The sequence below is a fragment of the Hyphobacterium sp. genome, from assembly GCF_965228115.1.
In the GTDB taxonomy this organism is placed as follows: domain Bacteria; phylum Pseudomonadota; class Alphaproteobacteria; order Caulobacterales; family Maricaulaceae; genus Hyphobacterium.
In genome coordinates this window covers 2,262,225-2,278,467 of the sequence record NZ_OZ245794.1, presented here as the reverse complement: position 1 = coordinate 2,278,467, position 16,243 = coordinate 2,262,225, and the positions used below count along the sequence as shown (strand labels likewise).

Genomic DNA, 16,243 nt, shown 5'->3' with positions numbered 1-16,243 from the left:
GCAAGGATCATCGCCATGCCTAACGCCCTTCTTCTCGCTCAGCGCTTCGACAAGCGCGATGGCCGGCAGTTGCGGGTTCGCGCGGCGCTGCGCGAGGCGGGTTATTCCGTGACCTCACTGGCCTTCAATTCCGGCGGAGAAGACCGGCGCGATCCAGAGACAAGGGATTTGCGTCCGCGGGCCACAGGCCTGCTCATGCTGGGCAGTCAGCTGGTCGTGGCGGGTGTAATTGCGGGATATTTCCTGACCTTCTACCCGCTGGCGATGACAATCACCTTCTGGACGCTGGTTGTCGGTGCCATCTATTTTGTTAGCCCCTGGGGCTTGACGGTCCGGAATGTCGTACTGGCGCGCCTGTCAGAACGGATAGGCGATTTCCTCAGCGCAAAAACCCGCTTTGACGTCATCTGGGCGGCCGATCCGGAAAGTCTGCGGCTCGCGACGCGCATTGCCAAACGCGATGGCGCAAGGCTGATTTATGACGCGCATGAATTCCATCGCGAAGAGGCACCCGAGGATGAAGCCCGCCGGCAATGGGTGATCCGTGAGGAAGAAGCTGCGGCCCCCCTCCTGACTCATCTGGTGACGATCAACCCCTCGATAGGAGATCTATACAAAAGCGCCCTGCCCGGTATCGACCCGGTGATCATCCGCAATGTGGTCGATGCCCGTGCTGGAGATCGCGATGTCTCGCCCTTGCGAGTGGCGGCAGGCGCGTCGCCGGACACAAAAATCCTGCTTTATCATGGTGCGCTCCGGTCCTTGCGGAATCTGCGCGAACTCACGCAATCTGCCGCCCTCCTACCCGAGCCGTGGAAGCTGGTCATCCTCGGGGACGGTCCGCTAAAAGCGGAACTGGCAGAGCTCGGCGGTCCCGCAATACTGATGGACATGGTGCCCTATGAAGACATGCCGCTCTGGCTCGCCGGAGCCGATCTCGGCGCGGTGCTTTATGAGGATGTCGGCCTGAACCAGCACCATTGCAGCCCGAACAAGCTTTACGAATATATCGCCTATGGCGTGCCGTTTCTCGCCAGCGACTTGCCCGAGTTGCGATACTTCGCGCAGGATGCCGGGTGTGGCCGGGTCATGACCGATGAAATTTCACCGGAAACGATTGCCCGAATGGTGTCGAGTCTCTCCGATGAGGATATGGCACGGATGCGGGAAAACTGTGCAAAAACGGCCAGCACGCTTTCCTGGAGCGAGGAAAAGCAGCGCCTGTTTGGTTTGCTGAACGCCAGCTAGAGCGACTGATCGAACTCGCCGACTTCGGGATGTTTGGCCAGTTCTTCCTGGATGTCCCGGAAGATCGCTTTCATATCATCCGCTGAATTCGGGCTTTCCACCACGATCACCAGGTTCGGCGTATTTGACGACGCACGGACCAATCCCCAAGCGCCATCTTCCAACGTGAAGCGCACGCCATTCACCGTCAGCACATCGCGCACTTTGCGGCCCAGGATCTCCGGGCGCGCCTGATAGGCCGCCGCGATTTTATCGACGACCTCGTATTTGATTTCATCAGCACAAGACGGCGACATGGTCGGCGAAGAGAAGCTGACCGGCAGATCCCGGCGCAGATCCGCCATCGTCTTGTCCGGATTGCGGTCGAGCATATCCAGCACGGCGCGCGCCGCGACAATGCCGTCATCAAAGCCCCGGCCCAATGGCGGCTGGAAGAAGAAGTGTCCGGATTTTTCAAAGCCCACCAGTGCGCCGGTCTTTTTCGAATATCGCTTGATGTAGGAATGGCCGGTCTTCCAGTATTCGGTCGTCGCGCCGTTTTTCTTCAACACCGGATCGGTGATGAAGAGGCCGGTGGATTTGACGTCCACCACGAATTTTGCGTCCTCGAAGCGGCCGGAGAGATCCCGTGCCAGCATCAGACCGACCTTGTCGGCGAAAATCTCTTCGCCCTCATTGTCGACCACGCCGCAACGATCCCCATCACCATCAAAGGCGAGGCCGACATCTGCGCCATGTTCCAGCACCGCATCGCGCAAGGCGTGGAGCATCTTCATGTCTTCCGGATTGGGATTGTAACGCGGGAAGGTGTGGTCCAGCTCGCAATCCATCGGGATGACCTCAACGCCCATGGCGGCCAGCGCTTTGGGCGCAAACGCCCCCGCAGTGCCATTGCCGCAAGCGGCGACGACTTTCAGCGGACGCTTAATCGCAACGCCGTCTGACAGATCAGCGAGATAGCGCTCAGCGACACCTTCCTGACGGACATAGCCGCCTCCAGACCGGGCCACGCCGTCACCGTTCAAGACGATCTCTTTCAGGCGGGCCATTTCATCCGGGCCGAAGGTCAAGGCTTTTTCAACGCCCATTTTCACGCCTGTCCAGCCATTGGCATTGTGACTGGCGGTGACCATGGCGACACAATCAATGTCGAGATCAAATTGCGCATAGTAAGCGGTCGGTGAGAGCGCGAGACCAATATCATGGACCTCGATGCCGGCATTCATCAGGCCCACGGTGAGGGCCTGTTTCACGCCCAGTGAGTAGCCACGAAAGTCATGACCGGTGACGATTTTCGGGGGCACCCCCAGCTCATGGATCAATGTGCCCAGACCCAGACCCAACGCCTGGATGCCATAAAGATTGATCTCGGGTGCCTTGTCGGAAGCTGGATGGCCAAACCACCAGCGCGCATCGTATTCGCGGAAACCTGTCGGCTTGATCAGGGCGGAGGTCTCAAACTCCCAACTATTGGGCACAAGATCGGCGCGCGGCGTCTGGCTCATGAAATGTCTCCGGTTTTGAGCGACCTAACGGCCGACGCTCGTGTATTTAAAGCCACGTTGGATCATGTCTTCCGGGCTGTAGATATTGCGCAGATCCACCACCACATCGCCGGCCATCGCCTCTTTCAGACGGTCGGTGTCCAGCGCGCGGAATTCATTCCACTCGGTGATGATGACCAGCGCGTCCGCACCTTCGGCACACAAATAGGGGCCAGAGGTGAACTCGACATTTTTGAGGAGTTTTTCTGCTTCCACGATGCCGGCCGGGTCATAGGCCCGCACGGTCGCGCCAGCGGTTTGCAGGGCCGGGATGATGTCCAGAGACGGCGCTTCGCGCATGTCGTCCGTATTGGGTTTGAAAGTCAGGCCCAGAACGGCGATGGTCTTGCCGGTGACGTTTCCGCCCATCGCTTTGACGACTTTCTTGGCCATGTCCTGCTTGCGGCGATCATTGATGCGCACGGTGGATTCGATCAACTCAAGCGGCGTGCCAGCTTCCTGTGCGGTGCGGGTTAGCGCCAGCGTGTCCTTGGGGAAGCAGGAGCCACCATAGCCGGGACCGGCATGAAGGAATTTTCCGCCAATCCGGTTATCCAGACCCACACCGCGTGCCACTTCCTGCACATTCGCGCCGACCGCTTCGCACAGATCGGCCATCTCGTTGATGAAGGTGATCTTCATCGCCAGGAAGCCGTTCGCCGCGTATTTGATCAGCTCGGACGTCCGGCGGGCGGTAAACAAGATCGGCGTTTCATTGAGATAAAGTGGGCGATAAAGCTCCCGCATGACTTCACGGGCACGCTCCTCTTCTGTGCCGACGACGACGCGATCCGGGCGCTTGAAATCATCAATCGCGGCACCCTCGCGCAGAAATTCCGGGTTCGACACCACGGCAAACTCACCATCCGGACGGGTTTCGCGAATGATCTTTTCGACCTCATCGCCGGTTCCAACCGGAACCGTGGATTTAGTGACAACCACAGTATATCCGTCCATGACTTGGGCGATTTCCTTCGCCGCTGCGTGGACATAGGACAGATCGGCAAAGCCATCGCCGCGCCGTGAAGGCGTACCCACCGCGATAAACACCGCATCGGCCTCGCGCACGGCTTGCGTTAGATCGGTATCAAAGCTGAGCCGTTCTTCACGGACATTGCGCTGCACCAGCTGATCAAGGCCCGGCTCATAGATCGGGATGCCGCCAGAGCGCAGCATATCGACCTTGGCCTGATCCTTATCGATACAGGTGACGTGGTGGCCGAAATCGGCAAAACAGGCGCCGGAGACAAGCCCGACATATCCAGTCCCAATCATCGCAACGCGCATGGGGCGATCCTTTTATTTGAGTGTTGCGGTCCCTCTAGCGATAAGGGGGCCGGGCGGTCAATGCGCAAGGGCTATTTTACCCCGGCGCGCAACAGATCGTGAATGTGTAGTAGTCCCGCCGGTTTGCCGTCCCTGACCGCGAAGAGCTGGGTGATTTTAACGCTTCCGGCTGTCATTTCACGCAAAGCATCGGCCGCCAAAGTCTCCGGCGAAATCGTCTTGGGTTGGCGTGTCATGACTTCAGAGACCGGTTGATCCAGCAAGTCCGGACCCATATGCCGGCGCAAATCACCATCCGTGATCATGCCGGCCAGCTTTCCATCTTCGGTGGTCACGCCCACACATCCCAGTCCTTTGGCAGATATCTCGATCAAGGCGTCGCTCATTTGGGTTTCAATGCCGATCAGCGGCATGGCATCGCCACCGTGCATAAGATCGCCAACGGTGGCTAAAGCCGCACCGAGAGCGCCGCCCGGATGGTAGGTTTTAAAATCCTGAGCGGTAAATCCACGTGCTTCCAGCAAGGCGACCGCCAACGCATCGCCCAGCGCCATCATCAGCGTTGTCGAGGTCGTCGGGGCCCGCGTTTCAGCGCACGCCTCGGGTGCATCCGGTACCCGCAGTAAATGATCGCTGGCTTTTGCCAGTTGCGAGTCCAAGCCACAGGTCATGCCGATCAGCGGCGTGCCGAACCGTCGGCAATACGCCATCAGGTCGCCCAGCTCCCGGGTTTCGCCGGACTTGGAGAGTGCCAATACGGCATCATCGGGCGTAATCATGCCCAGATCGCCATGGCTGGCTTCAGTCGGATGAACGAATTGGGCAGGCGTTCCGGTTGACGCGAGTGTCGCAGCAATCTTGCGGGCGACATGCCCGGACTTGCCCACGCCGGCACAGATGACGCGGCCCTTCAAGCCGGTCAGCTTCCCGACCGCCCCGGCAAAGCTGTCATCCAGGCTGTCTGCCAGCTGGCCAAGCCCGTCCTGTTCGAGCTGAATCACGCGGCGGGCCGCCGCCAAAGCATCAGATTGCGTCATGTCACGCCAGACCTTGTTCCTGACGCGGCATAGCAGATGCGCGCCCCCTGCGGGAAGGGGGCGCGGCATTATGAATGCTTGGCAATCAGGCTATGGAATTGTTGCCGACCAGGCTGATACATCCCCGCTTTCAAAGCCGTCCGTAAAAATGCCCTGCAAGGCTTCTACATCATTAGAATCATCGTCGTCGGCGCCGACCACAAAGAAACCGGTGAAATCCCCGGTGGCCCATGACGGCGCACCGGGCGGGCAATTACTGGTCGTGTAACTGACCTGGAAGGCAAGTTGAGTTCCAAAGGTGTCTGAAATGGAACCATATCGCATCCCCGTCCCGGTCAAATCGCAATCGCGATATGTCCCCGAGAATTGGAACTGACCATCGACCAGCGTCATGGTCGCGGTGCCATAATTGTCGGATTCATCAATCGGGTTGGTAATTGTCCAATTGACCAGTGGCGGGTCCATGCCGTCGTCTTCAGCGAGACCGACATAGCCTCCGAAAAAGACACCTGACGAACCGCCAGGGTCGATCATCGGTGCGTCTACTCCAGCGCCTGCCTGAGGAGGGCAAGAATCAAGGCTATTGGAGTCATAGGTTCCGCGCAGGAAGTGCCGTGGTTCGAACCGGATGTTTACACCGGGGTGGGCAGCATCGTTGTTTCCCGTGTCCAGAAAACGCATGCAGCCGATAAACCGATCGGCATTATAGTCACCTTGCAGAACCACGGGCTGAATATATTGGCCCCCGGGTCCATCGCGAACGATTCCGCCAGTCGGCACTCCTCCGTCGGGTGGAAAGAATAGCCGGCCGACACGGGTAAACCTGCCTCCTGGATCGGAATCATCCCGTACAAACAAGTCCCAATACCCATGTGGCAGGGATTCCTGATGCGCCGGGGTATCGGATCGCGGAGCAACGCTTGTCGCACCGACCAAATTGCCATTGGAGTCCCGGAACTCGACACGCAGGCGATATTCGCCCGGAAAGAAAGGCACGCCAATATTTGCCAGTTGTTGAAGCGCCACGTTGAAAGTGACGGGTGCGTCTCCGATCTGAAGTTGGATCGATTCCGCAAATGGTGTCTGGCAAACTGCAACTGCATTTGTCTGACAAATCGTCAGTGAATGCTGAGCGCCATCAGTGAAGTTGGTGAAACTCATCGAAACAGAGATATCGGCCTCGTTCGCATTCGGTGCACTGATATCACCCGCCTGTGCTGTTGCGGTGCCGAAATTCACCGCTGAAATGGCAATAAGTGCCCGTCCATTTACATTGGTCGCCATGATGCCGTCACCGCTCAGCGTCGATGCTATCGTGATAATATCTGGGCCGGCGGCGGTCGTGGCGCGCAACGCCAAATCGTTCAATCCCGTTGCCGAGATAGCCTGGCCATTGTCACAAACATAGGCGAGCGGAACACTTCCCGAGAAAGGTGTTGCTGCCGTCACGGCAACAACAAACTGCTGGGTTGCACCGATCCCGATTGCCACCGGAGTATCGACCGGGCCATTGATCACGCCGCCGCCATCGGCCGGTGCATAACTAACGGCTAAATTTGGGTCAGCCCCGAAACCGAGTGCCACCCGGCAATTGGTCGCCACTTCATCGCCGGAGTTAATGACGCTGGCAAATGTTGTAGCGGGTGCCCCAACAGCGACTGCGCGCGAATTCGGCAGTGTTGCTGCATTCAAAACCGGGGCCGCGCTGGCGACGCCGGCAAGCAAGCAAACGCTCGCAGCAACCAACATTGACTTCCTCATGGAACCTCCCCTTGCCACATTTTCATTGGGGTTATTTACCATGTTTTGATGACGAGGTTGAGTCTGCGGCCAAGCCAGCTTGCCCCCCGGCGTCAGCCACGTTATTCGCATCACGAACCGCAAGGAGAGGCGACATGGCCAAGCTGGTCTTGATCCGTCACGGACAAAGCGAATGGAATCTGCAAAACCGGTTTACCGGCTGGGTGGATGTTAATCTGACCGATGAAGGGGTGGCGCAGGCCCGCAAGGCGGGTCGGTTGCTGGCCGCGACCGACTTTGCTCCCAACCGCGCTTTTACCTCCGTACTCACGCGCGCCATCCGGACGCTCTGGCTGACATTGGAAGAAATGAACCGGGTCTGGATTCCTGTCGAAAAAGCCTGGCGGCTGAACGAGCGGCATTATGGCGGCCTCTCTGGTCTGAATAAGGATGAAACCCGCGCCAAGCACGGCGAGGATCAAGTGAAGATCTGGCGGCGGAGTTTTGATATCCCCCCGCCAGCGCTCGCGCTGGATGATGAGCGTCACCCCTCGCACGATCCGCGTTATGCGGGCCTCGAGCCAGATCAGCTCCCGGTCGGAGAATCTCTGAAACTCACATTGGAGCGGGTCCAGCCCTATTGGGAGGAGCAAATTGCGCCACTGCTCGAAGCAAGTGAGGACGTCATTGTGGTGGCCCACGGCAATTCCTTGCGGGCTATCGTGAAGCTTTTGTTTGATGTCAGTGACGAAGACATTATCGGCATCGAAATTCCCACCGGCAATCCGCTGGAAATTGGCATGGACGGCGCCGGGAAACTGCCGGCAACCGCGCGATATCTGGATGCGGATCGGGCCCAACGCCTGCCAGAAATTCCTTGAGCCTTTTCAAAGATCTGAGATTCATGGATGCCGCACTGGCACTCGCCCGATCCGGGTTGGGCCGAACCGCGCCCAATCCCAGCGTTGGCTGTATTATTGTAAATTCGGGAGAGATCGTCGGGGCCGCCCGAACCGCTGACCGTGGCCGGCCACATGCCGAGACACAGGCGCTGGCGATAGCAGGTCAGGCCGCAAGCGGGGCCTGCGCTTATGTGACACTGGAACCTTGCGCCCATGTCGGGCAGACGCCGCCTTGCTCGGAGGCCCTGATCGCCGCCGGCATTGCCCGATGTGTCGTTGCGCTGGTTGATCCGGATCCGCGGACGTCCGGACAGGGTCTTGCCAGATTGGAAGCTGCTGGGGTCGAGGTCGTGAGTGGCATTCGCGAAACCGAAGCCAGGGCCATTAATTCCGGTTTCCTTTACCGTCTGAAAACCGGTCAGGCCCTGGCTATAATCGACGACAATCCTGTAGGCTATGATCTCGCGGTAGAGACCTTTGAGCAGGATGACCCAGCGGCGGCGTTGAAAACCCTGGCGGAGGCGGGAGTGCTGCGCGTTCGGCTGGTCCCGAATTCTCCGGCTGCAAAAGCCGCGCAGGCCGCAGGCCTCACCGCCCCTCACTACCCATAGCCAGACACCGGGCGTTAACTCTGTTTTTGCATTGTTTTTCCTGACGCAGGAAAATGATTCGCCATGTCCGGCCCGGGAGTTCAATACCGCACGCTTGACCAGGCGCAGGTCGACGAGATCTGCCGCCGGCACGAGCTGTTGTGGAGCGGCAAGCCCGGCGGCGCCCGCGCCTCCATGACTTATTGTGTTCTTGACGGGCTGGATCTCTCTAACCGCGATCTATCAGACGCGGATTTGACCGGATCGACTTTGGTGGGGACCGACCTTTCCGGCACGGTTTTCAACTCTGCCAGCCTGTATGGCGCTGATCTGCGCCGCGCCAACCTTGCCGGGGCGTCCATGCGTCGTGCTGATATGCGGGGTGCGGCCCTGCGCGGGGCCAATCTGCAGGGTGCGGACCTGTCTGAAACCGATCTGCGTGAGGGCATGATCGCCCAGGTTGATCGCGACCGTGGTCTGTCAGTGCTGAAGCATCAGACGAGACCAGGCGAAATGACCATGGCGAATTTTCAGGGCGCCAACCTTTCCCGGTCCAAGATGTCGGGATCCACAGCCCAGAAGGCTGATTTTACCGACGCCGTTATGCTGGGTGCGCGCATGGTGCGCGCCAATCTCCGTTCTGCCTGCTTTTCAGGTGCCAATCTGGAAGGCGCGGACTTGTCCGGTGCCGATCTGACCGATGCGGATATGACCGACACGGTGTTGATCGATACGACGTTGACCATGGCACGTCTGGACAATTGTGACCGGACCGGTGCGCTGACCGACGACCCCATCGGCAAAAATATGCGTGAGCTGGACCGGCCGGTTGAGGACATGATTGCTGATCACATGAAATGGTGCGCGACCGGTGGCAAGGAAGGCAAGCCGTCTTCGTTTGACGAGACCGATCTGCGGCCGCTGAAATCGTTGGCCGGAAAAACGCTGACGGCTTTCCATGCCCGTGGGGCCACGCTCTACGGGCTGGATCTTGAAGGCGCGCAGTTGCAGGGTGCGAAACTGGAACGCGCGGATTTGCGAATGGCTGGCCTGCGCGGCGCGGATTTACGTGGTGCGGATCTGACCGGTGCCAAGCTGAACAATGCCGATTTACGCGACTGCAAGCTGGGCCCTCTCCTGCTCGAAGGTGACCGCCTGCTGCCGGCCTCGCTGGCGGCCGCGAAAGTCCGCTACAGTGATCTCACCGGGGCGGATCTGCGCCATCTAAAGGGGACCGGCGCTGACTTTTCCTATTCGACACTGTTCGGGGCCGATGTCCGACATGGCCTGTTTACTGGCTCTTGCTTTACCGGCGCACGGCTGGGCGACTCTTTTCTTGATGACGTTGAAGATGCCAGAGGCGCCATCGATATGGATGCCGCCTGAACACAAAAGCGCGCGCCTGAAGGGAAAGGCGCGCGCTCGTGCTGTGTACTCGAATTTCGGTTCATGAGGCTTAAGCCGCTTTCGACTTTTTGCCTTCAATTACCTTGCGGGCCGGGCCGCCATTCGCAATGTCGATCCGGCGCGGCTTGGCGCTTTCCGGAATTTCACGCCGCAGCGTCACCGCCAGCAGGCCGTTTCTCAGCTCTGCATTATCGACCACGACGTGGTCAGCCAGATGGAAGCGGCGCTCGAAGGCGCGCTCGGCAATGCCGCGATAGAGATAGTTTGGCGTTTCGTCCTCGGACCGGGTGTCCTTGCGGCCAGAAATCGTCAATACGTTCTCCTGAACCTCTACCGTCAGGTCCTCATCGCCAAAGCCCGCTACGGCCAGTTCGATGCGGTAATCATGCTCGCCAAGCTGTTCGATATTATAGGGCGGAAATCCCGCGGACGGATCGGTCTTCGAGGCCGAATCAATCATATTGGCCAGGCGGTCAAAACCGACTATGGACCGGTAAAGCGGGGAATAATCAAGGCTTCTCATAGTCTTATCCTCCTTCAGAAGCGACAAGTTGTGTCACCGGCCAAAGCCTGAGGCCGGATCGGATTGCGCGGGCCTGGAACCGCCATTGCGGCCGGTTTTGCCATACGCACAGGCCCCGTTGTGGCGGCCTGCAAAATACCAGTTAGGAAGCGACCAATTTGCTTGCAAGGGGGTGGCTGGATGTTTAGCCGTCACATCCTATATCGAGCCCAAACGGGAGAGGGTTTTATGAAGAAATCAATCTGGCTGACCGGACTTGCCAGTCTCGCGCTCGCGGCATGCGGCAATTCAACAACCGAATCGGAGGCGTCTGCCGATGAGGATGTGGCCGATCTGGCGACGGAAACAGCGGGTGACGCAGACAGTGAAACCTCCGGAATGGAGGCCGCAGTAGCGGGACCGGACACCGGTACGCTGGCCTGGGCCATCGCCGGTGACTGGCGCGGTGAAAACGCCGCACGGGACGGTTTCCGGAATCCTGAAGGAACGCTTGAGTTCTTCGGAGTGGATCCAAGCTCAACTGTGATCGAGATTTCGCCGGGTGGCGGCTGGTATGCCGAAATTCTGGCGCCCTGGATCTCAGCGAATGGCGGCACATATGTGGCCGCTCATTTTGACGCGGATTCCTCCAGTGAGTTTCGCCGTATTTCCCGGGCAAATTTCGAAGAGCGCTTTTTGAACAATGATGTGTTTGGCAACATCGTTATGGGTGAATTCACCCCGGAGAGCAGCGATATGGGCGCGCCGGGATCAGCAGATTTTGTCCTGACGTTCCGCAACACGCATGGCTGGATGCGGGGCGGCTATGCCGAGCGCGCCTTTACCGATTTCTTCGAGGTGCTGGCACCCGGCGGACATCTGGGCGTGGTACAACACCGCCTGCCCGATACGCGCGAACAGGATCCGCGCGCGATGAGCGGCTATGTGCAACAGGCCTATGTGATCGCCCTGGCGGAAGAAGCCGGATTTGAATTGGTCGGAAGCAGCGAGGTCAATGCCAACCCTGCGGACACAGCCGACCACCCTAACGGGGTCTGGACCCTTCAACCCGTCGGAAATGGCTGGGATGAAGAGGGCTTTGATTCTGCGCCCTACGAAGCCATTGGCGAGAGCGATCGGATGACCTTGCTGTTCCGCAAACCGGAAACCAGCCCGGTCCCGTCTGACGGCGGCTAGGCCTCTAATAATGCCAGGACCTCGGCCTGTAAGGCCGGGGTCGCAGCCGCCAGCAGGTTTCCGCTCCTGAAATCCTCACCGCCCTTCCAGTCCGAGATCACGCCGCCGGAGGCTTTCACAACGGGGATCAGGGCATGGAGATCATGTAGATCGAGACCGGATTCAACCACAACATCTACGCCACCGGCCGCCAGCAGGCCATAAGCATAGGCATCCATGCCATAGCGGGTCAGGCGGGCACCCCGTCTGACACGTGCGAAGGCTTCCGCCTGATCCTTTTCAAAGAGATAAGGGTCGGTTGTCGCCAGAATGGCGTCGGCAAGCGTTGCAATCGACGAAGCCGCCAGCGGGTTGCGTCCGGCGCGCGTTCGCAAAAAACCCTCGGCGCCCAGACCGGAAAACCGCTCGCCGGTATGGGGTTGATCAATCAGGCCAAGCACCGGCTTGCCCTCAAATGCGAGGGCGATCAGCACGCACCAGGTCGGGGTGCCGGCGATAAATCCGCGGGTGCCATCAATCGGATCGAGCGTCCATGACCAGCCCGTCTGACTGGTTTTTTCCGGAAACTCTTCGCCACGGATACCATCCTCGGGCCGCTCAATGTCGATCAACTCACGGATCGCTGTTTCGGCGGCCTTGTCAGCAATAGTAACAGGGTCGAAGCCTTCCGTAGCCTTATTGGCCACGGTCTGAAGGTTGCGAAAGTGCGGTAAAATGGCGGCACCGGCGGCATCAGCCAACCGGTGCGCAAAAGCCAGATCAGAGTTTAAATCACGTGCGGTCATATCGTCCGGTTATCAGGCCGGGCCGCACTTGTCAGCCTGCAGGTCAGGCGGCGTCGTTGGCTGGCTCTGAGGGTTCTAACGACTTTGCGAGTTCCAGCAGCCGCTTGCGGGGCCGTTCACCCAGCCGATAATAGGCCCGGACCAGATCCATGGTTTCTTTTTGCGACAGGATGTCGGCCGCCATAGCGTCTTCATTTTCGCCAGCCTCTTCATCATCCGGTACCAGACCGTCATAGAAATACTGCGCAGGCACATCGAGCGATCGAGAGAGCTCGAACAGCCGGCTGGCGCTGACACGATTAGCGCCACACTCGTATTTCTGAATCTGCTGGAAGCGAATCCCGACGGATTCCGCCAGCTGTTGTTGCGTCATGCCCAAAAGGCGGCGGCGGCGGCGCAGCCTCTTGCCAATGTGAAAATCGATCTCGTTCGTCATCTTCCCGGCTCCGATCCCTGCTTTGCTCGAATAGCGCAAACTGCGCGTTCGCCTGAGAGGAGAGCAAAGCCCGTGCCGGACCCTATTTGGCACTTTTTACGCCGTTATTTCAGTGATTTATTGATTTGATGATGCCCAGTCAGCATCGGCGAGCTGTTGCAAGACGCCTTCCAGAACCGACTTTAACTGGTCAAATGTCCCGGAACGGGTCACCCGGTCCTCATCCAGATAAAGACCGCGATTGATCTCGATCTGGAGGGCATGGCGATGCTGGGCCGGTTTCCCGTAAAAGGACGTCGTATAGCCGCCGGCATAGGGCCGGTTGCGGCGCACGCGCAGCCCGGCTTGCTCGAAGCGGTGTTCAACCTCGTTGATAATCTCCGGCGCGCACGCCTCGCCATACCGGTCGCCCAGCACAATGTCTGCGCCGGCAGCCGCTGCGGCGGGCATGGAATGGAAATCCAGCAAGATGGCCAGGCCGTGAATATCGCGCGCGGCCTTGAGTTCGATATCCAGAGCGCCGTGATAAGGCCGGTAGAAGTCTGCGATTCGCCGCCGTCCTTCGGCAAGCGGTAATGGGTCGGGATAAAGATCGCGGCCATTTGCAGAGATGCGCGGGATAATGCCGAGACCGGCCTGCACATGGGCGGTCATTGCACCGTCCGGCGACGTGAAGTCGGCAAACAGGGCGGGGTCGAGCTCCCGCGTAGAGCGGTTCGGGTCGATGAAGACGCGCGGGAAAGCTGCGGTCACCGTGGTCAGCCCGATCTCGCTAGCGCCGGAAATCAGGATATCCACATAGGCATCTTCCGACCGCCGCAGCAATTCGAGCGGAATCACGGTCTGGGATATCAGATCCGGCGGATAGGTGCGGCCGCTATGCGGGGAGGCCAGCACGAGCGGTGAACGGCGGCTTTCTGGCCGCCGGACATGCACCGGGGTTTCGATCCGCGCAATTACCGCTGGATGCGTATCCATGGGCAGGGGTTTATGCGCTGTCTTCCGCGTCATGAGTGCAGTGTGTTCCAGCGAGGTGAATCGGGTCAAGCGATTGCGGCGGCGTTCAGCGGAATTTTACCTTAATGGGCTAGAGACATGTGCTGAACAGGTCGGGTGGAGAGTTCAACAATGGCAAAAATTCTGCTTGCGGAAGATGATGGGTCGATGCGCGATTTTCTTGCCAAGGCGCTGAAGCGCGCCGGGCACGAAGTGGTTGCGTGTTCAGACGGCGATGAAGGCCTGTCGGTTTTCGAAGCCAATAAGGACGGTTTTGACTTGTTGCTGACCGATATTGTCATGCCGGGCATTGACGGCATCGAGCTGGCGCGCCGCGCCGCCGAGCTGACGCCTTCGGTCAAGATCATGTTTATCACCGGATTTGCGGCCGTTGCGCTCAATCCGGGCTCCAGCGCGCCAACAAATGCCAAAGTGCTGTCCAAGCCTTTCCATTTGCGTGAGTTGGTCGATGAGGTTGACCGAGTGATGGCGGCCTGACGGTTCAGCAAACCGCAGTCAAGCAAAAGGCCCGCTCAACCGAGCGGGCCTTTCTTGTAAGAGTTATTATGCCACTCCTAGTTTGGACCGGAACCCTGCCGTGGCGGGTTTTGATCAGTCGGCATCCCGCACTCATTCGCAAGGAAGCTGGTCAGCTCGGTAAAGAGTGTCAGCTGATTGTCGAAATTCAAGGTGATGCCAAAGTGATCCGCATCGGGGAGCCGCACGAATCTGTGCGGAACCCGATTGCGTTCAAGTGCCCGAACCATGAACTCACTCTGATAGATCGGCACGCGCTGATCGTTCTCAGGGTGGATAATCAAGAGGGGCATCCGAATGTCTTCGGCAAACTCGTTCGGAGACATGCCCTGATAGCCATCCTCAATCAGCTCGCGCCGGATCGGCGATCCTCCAAAGTCTCGCTGGATGATATCAATGTTGGATACGCCTGCGCCGGCAATCGCACAATTATAGGCTGGCGGTTGTCGCACAGCGGCCGCAAAGGCCGCATAGCCGCCATAACTCCAACCGAACATGGCAATCCTGTTGGGATCGGCAATGCCTTGTTCAACCAGATACCGGGCGCCATCGTCCTTGTCGTCCTGCATGGTGATACCCCACTGGCCCCAGCTGAGCAGCCAATGACGCAAACCATAGCCCGTGGTTCCACGGAATTGAGGCTGCATGACCGCATATCCGCGATTGGTCAAAACAGTGACCCATTCATCATAGGAGCGGAGATCGGCTGACCATGGCCCACCATGAGGCACGACAACCAGCGGGTACGGCGCTTCGCCAAAGGGCGGCAAGGTTAGCAGTGACGGGATGACCAGCCCGTCGCGGGCCGTATATTCAAAATACTGCTCTTCACCGAATGCGGCGTCCAGCAATTGCGGGTACTGCCGCCCAATAACTGTGGGCTGACCGTTTTCGATGTAATAATAGACGCCGGGTTCCTGCTCTGACTGAGCAAACACCGTCATTTGAGCGCAATCATTGACGCAGGACACCTGATTATTGGTGTCGGGGAAGGCCGCATCGACCATGCCCTGAATTTCAGCCGCGCGGCGATTGATGAATGCACGCTGGAATTCGCCATCTGCATAGAAGATGAATCCCGCAAGCTCCGGTTCGCGGTCCCGATCCGGTTCGAAAATAGCGCCGAGCAGATCGACCTGATCATGCCGGTAAATTTCCCTGACGAATTCGCCTGTGTCGAGATCGAGAATGTAGGCCCCGCGGGTATCGTGGCCATTATAAGCTATTGCGTATGCGCGGCTTTGGTCATCCGGATCAAAACCGACGACCGAGACACCCTCTTCGCCGTAAACATCATATTCGGTCAGAGACCAGGTCAGCACTTCCTGCCAGTCAGACTCGTCCGGATCGGGTCTCCAGAAATACGTCACAGTCTGATCGCCGCGGTTCAACTCCTCTGCAAAACGCGGATTGCCTTCCTGGTCGAGCACATAATTGCCGAAACGCTGGCTAGCGCGAAGAATACGGGTCTGCCGGCCGGTCCGGACATTGTAGCGATAGAAGTCCGGGGTGAACATTTCGGAGAAGGCCCGGCCTTCTGTGTTGTCGTTATAGTTCCGGCCGGAGGTCCGGATAATGATGTTGTCGGGATCAGCACGGTTGAACCGGACGACCTGAACATCGTCGTCCAGTTCGCGGAAACCGCCCTCGCCGGTGTAGTGAACGATGGCCTGTTTGAATTCGTAGACGCCTTGGTTCACGCCCTCGATTGAATCGCGGACCTGTTGCCGGAAGCGGATACGAAGGTATTCGGGCGACACCCATTGCACGCTTTCTATCTGCATGCGCTCCGCGCCGAGGCGGATTGGGTCGCCGGTCAAATCGTCGGTCGAGCGGACCTCAATAATGTAGTCGCCGTCACGCGCAGTCAGGCGCCGCATTGCAATGTTTTCGCCATCCGGAGATAGCGCAACCTGATCAATCGCCGAGAATGTGGCAAAATATTCGAGCGGCACGACTTCGCCCTGTGCGAAAGCGCCGGAAGCCGCCGTCAGAGACGCTGCAGCGGCAAGCGATAGAACACGATTCATCGTTT

At 58.8% G+C, this 16,243-nt stretch carries 15 protein-coding genes; 6 read left to right on the top strand and 9 right to left on the bottom strand.

All coding sequences use genetic code 11. From position 1 onward, the window contains the following. The first annotated feature begins 15 nt into the window (after positions 1-15). Positions 16-1,248 (top strand): glycosyltransferase, encoded by a 1,233-nt coding sequence (locus tag ACO079_RS11710; RefSeq protein ID WP_421790253.1) that lies wholly within the window; start codon positions 16-18, stop codon positions 1,246-1,248. Here ACO079_RS11710 and ACO079_RS11705 read toward each other — a convergent pair. The 4 genes from ACO079_RS11705 to ACO079_RS11690 all read right to left on the bottom strand — a co-directional run bounded on the left by ACO079_RS11705 (position 1,245) and on the right by ACO079_RS11690 (position 6,877). Next, positions 1,245-2,753 (bottom strand): phosphomannomutase/phosphoglucomutase, encoded by a 1,509-nt coding sequence (locus ACO079_RS11705; protein ID WP_421790251.1) that lies wholly within the window; start codon positions 2,751-2,753, stop codon positions 1,245-1,247. The two genes, ACO079_RS11710 and ACO079_RS11705, sit on opposite strands and share 4 nt — an antisense overlap. 24 nt (positions 2,754-2,777) lie before the next feature. Beyond that, positions 2,778-4,079 (bottom strand): UDP-glucose dehydrogenase family protein, encoded by a 1,302-nt coding sequence (locus ACO079_RS11700; RefSeq protein WP_421790249.1) that lies wholly within the window; start codon positions 4,077-4,079, stop codon positions 2,778-2,780. 71 nt (positions 4,080-4,150) lie between these two features. Next, positions 4,151-5,116, bottom strand: coding sequence for a KpsF/GutQ family sugar-phosphate isomerase (locus ACO079_RS11695; RefSeq protein ID WP_421790247.1), 966 nt, complete (start codon positions 5,114-5,116; stop codon positions 4,151-4,153). 90 nt (positions 5,117-5,206) lie between these two features. Continuing rightward, complete coding sequence (locus ACO079_RS11690) at positions 5,207-6,877, bottom strand: hypothetical protein (RefSeq protein ID WP_421790245.1); 1,671 nt, start codon at positions 6,875-6,877, stop codon at positions 5,207-5,209. Positions 6,878-7,011: 134 nt separating this feature from the next. Here ACO079_RS11690 and gpmA point away from each other — a divergent pair, with 134 nt between their 5' ends. The 3 genes from gpmA (at position 7,012) to ACO079_RS11675 (ending at position 9,734) form a co-directional block, all read left to right on the top strand. Then, entirely contained in the window at positions 7,012-7,737 is a 726-nt protein-coding gene (gene gpmA, locus ACO079_RS11685; protein WP_421790243.1) for a 2,3-diphosphoglycerate-dependent phosphoglycerate mutase, read from the top strand. Further along, the gene (ribD, locus tag ACO079_RS11680; protein WP_421790242.1) at positions 7,734-8,369 is read left to right on the top strand and encodes a bifunctional diaminohydroxyphosphoribosylaminopyrimidine deaminase/5-amino-6-(5-phosphoribosylamino)uracil reductase RibD; all 636 of its coding nucleotides are present in this window, start codon (positions 7,734-7,736) and stop codon (positions 8,367-8,369) included. Before gpmA ends, ribD begins: the two co-directional genes overlap by 4 nt. A 63-nt stretch (positions 8,370-8,432) precedes the next feature. After that, a complete protein-coding gene (locus ACO079_RS11675) occupies positions 8,433-9,734 on the top strand; it encodes a pentapeptide repeat-containing protein (protein ID WP_421790241.1) in 1,302 nt (433 codons plus the stop codon). Between the two features lie 70 nt (positions 9,735-9,804). Here the strand turns inward: ACO079_RS11675 and ACO079_RS11670 are convergent, their stop codons facing one another. Then, entirely contained in the window at positions 9,805-10,278 is a 474-nt protein-coding gene (locus ACO079_RS11670) for an Hsp20 family protein (protein ID WP_421790239.1), read from the bottom strand. A 228-nt stretch (positions 10,279-10,506) separates the two neighbouring features. On the opposite strand from ACO079_RS11670, the gene ACO079_RS11665 reads away from it, so the two are divergent. Further along, positions 10,507-11,454, top strand: coding sequence for a class I SAM-dependent methyltransferase (locus ACO079_RS11665; protein ID WP_421790238.1), 948 nt, complete (start codon positions 10,507-10,509; stop codon positions 11,452-11,454). On the opposite strand, the gene ACO079_RS11660 is transcribed toward ACO079_RS11665, so the two are convergent. From ACO079_RS11660 to ACO079_RS11650, 3 genes are all read right to left on the bottom strand, one after another. Next, positions 11,451-12,239 (bottom strand): inositol monophosphatase family protein, encoded by a 789-nt coding sequence (locus tag ACO079_RS11660; protein WP_421790236.1) that lies wholly within the window; start codon positions 12,237-12,239, stop codon positions 11,451-11,453. The genes ACO079_RS11665 and ACO079_RS11660 overlap by 4 nt on opposite strands. 43 nt (positions 12,240-12,282) lie before the next feature. Beyond that, positions 12,283-12,675: a helix-turn-helix domain-containing protein gene (locus ACO079_RS11655; protein WP_421790234.1), complete on the bottom strand. Its 393-nt coding sequence runs from the start codon at positions 12,673-12,675 to the stop codon at positions 12,283-12,285. 117 nt (positions 12,676-12,792) lie between these two features. After that, positions 12,793-13,686: an N-formylglutamate amidohydrolase gene (locus ACO079_RS11650; protein WP_421790232.1), complete on the bottom strand. Its 894-nt coding sequence runs from the start codon at positions 13,684-13,686 to the stop codon at positions 12,793-12,795. Between the two features lie 117 nt (positions 13,687-13,803). Between ACO079_RS11650 and cpdR the strand changes: the two genes are divergently transcribed. Then, the gene (gene cpdR / locus ACO079_RS11645; protein ID WP_421790230.1) at positions 13,804-14,169 is read left to right on the top strand and encodes a cell cycle two-component system response regulator CpdR; all 366 of its coding nucleotides are present in this window, start codon (positions 13,804-13,806) and stop codon (positions 14,167-14,169) included. Between the two features lie 77 nt (positions 14,170-14,246). On the opposite strand, the gene ACO079_RS11640 is transcribed toward cpdR, so the two are convergent. Next, a complete protein-coding gene (locus ACO079_RS11640) occupies positions 14,247-16,238 on the bottom strand; it encodes an alpha/beta hydrolase family protein (protein ID WP_421790228.1) in 1,992 nt (663 codons plus the stop codon). Positions 16,239-16,243 lie beyond the last annotated feature (5 nt).

Coding starts and splice junctions, on each gene's coding strand:
- ACO079_RS11700 (WP_421790249.1), bottom strand. CDS start 4,079: ATGCGCGTTGCGATGATTGGGACTGGATATGTCGGGCTTGTCTCCGGC.
- ACO079_RS11705 (WP_421790251.1), bottom strand. CDS start 2,753: ATGAGCCAGACGCCGCGCGCCGATCTTGTGCCCAATAGTTGGGAGTTT.
- ACO079_RS11660 (WP_421790236.1), bottom strand. CDS start 12,239: ATGACCGCACGTGATTTAAACTCTGATCTGGCTTTTGCGCACCGGTTG.
- ACO079_RS11650 (WP_421790232.1), bottom strand. CDS start 13,686: ATGACGCGGAAGACAGCGCATAAACCCCTGCCCATGGATACGCATCCA.
- gpmA (WP_421790243.1), top strand. CDS start 7,012: ATGGCCAAGCTGGTCTTGATCCGTCACGGACAAAGCGAATGGAATCTG.
- ACO079_RS11670 (WP_421790239.1), bottom strand. CDS start 10,278: ATGAGAAGCCTTGATTATTCCCCGCTTTACCGGTCCATAGTCGGTTTT.
- ACO079_RS11665 (WP_421790238.1), top strand. CDS start 10,507: ATGAAGAAATCAATCTGGCTGACCGGACTTGCCAGTCTCGCGCTCGCG.
- ACO079_RS11655 (WP_421790234.1), bottom strand. CDS start 12,675: ATGACGAACGAGATCGATTTTCACATTGGCAAGAGGCTGCGCCGCCGC.
- ACO079_RS11690 (WP_421790245.1), bottom strand. CDS start 6,877: ATGAGGAAGTCAATGTTGGTTGCTGCGAGCGTTTGCTTGCTTGCCGGC.
- ACO079_RS11675 (WP_421790241.1), top strand. CDS start 8,433: ATGTCCGGCCCGGGAGTTCAATACCGCACGCTTGACCAGGCGCAGGTC.
- cpdR (WP_421790230.1), top strand. CDS start 13,804: ATGGCAAAAATTCTGCTTGCGGAAGATGATGGGTCGATGCGCGATTTT.
- ACO079_RS11710 (WP_421790253.1), top strand. CDS start 16: ATGCCTAACGCCCTTCTTCTCGCTCAGCGCTTCGACAAGCGCGATGGC.
- ACO079_RS11640 (WP_421790228.1), bottom strand. CDS start 16,238: ATGAATCGTGTTCTATCGCTTGCCGCTGCAGCGTCTCTGACGGCGGCT.
- ACO079_RS11695 (WP_421790247.1), bottom strand. CDS start 5,116: ATGACGCAATCTGATGCTTTGGCGGCGGCCCGCCGCGTGATTCAGCTC.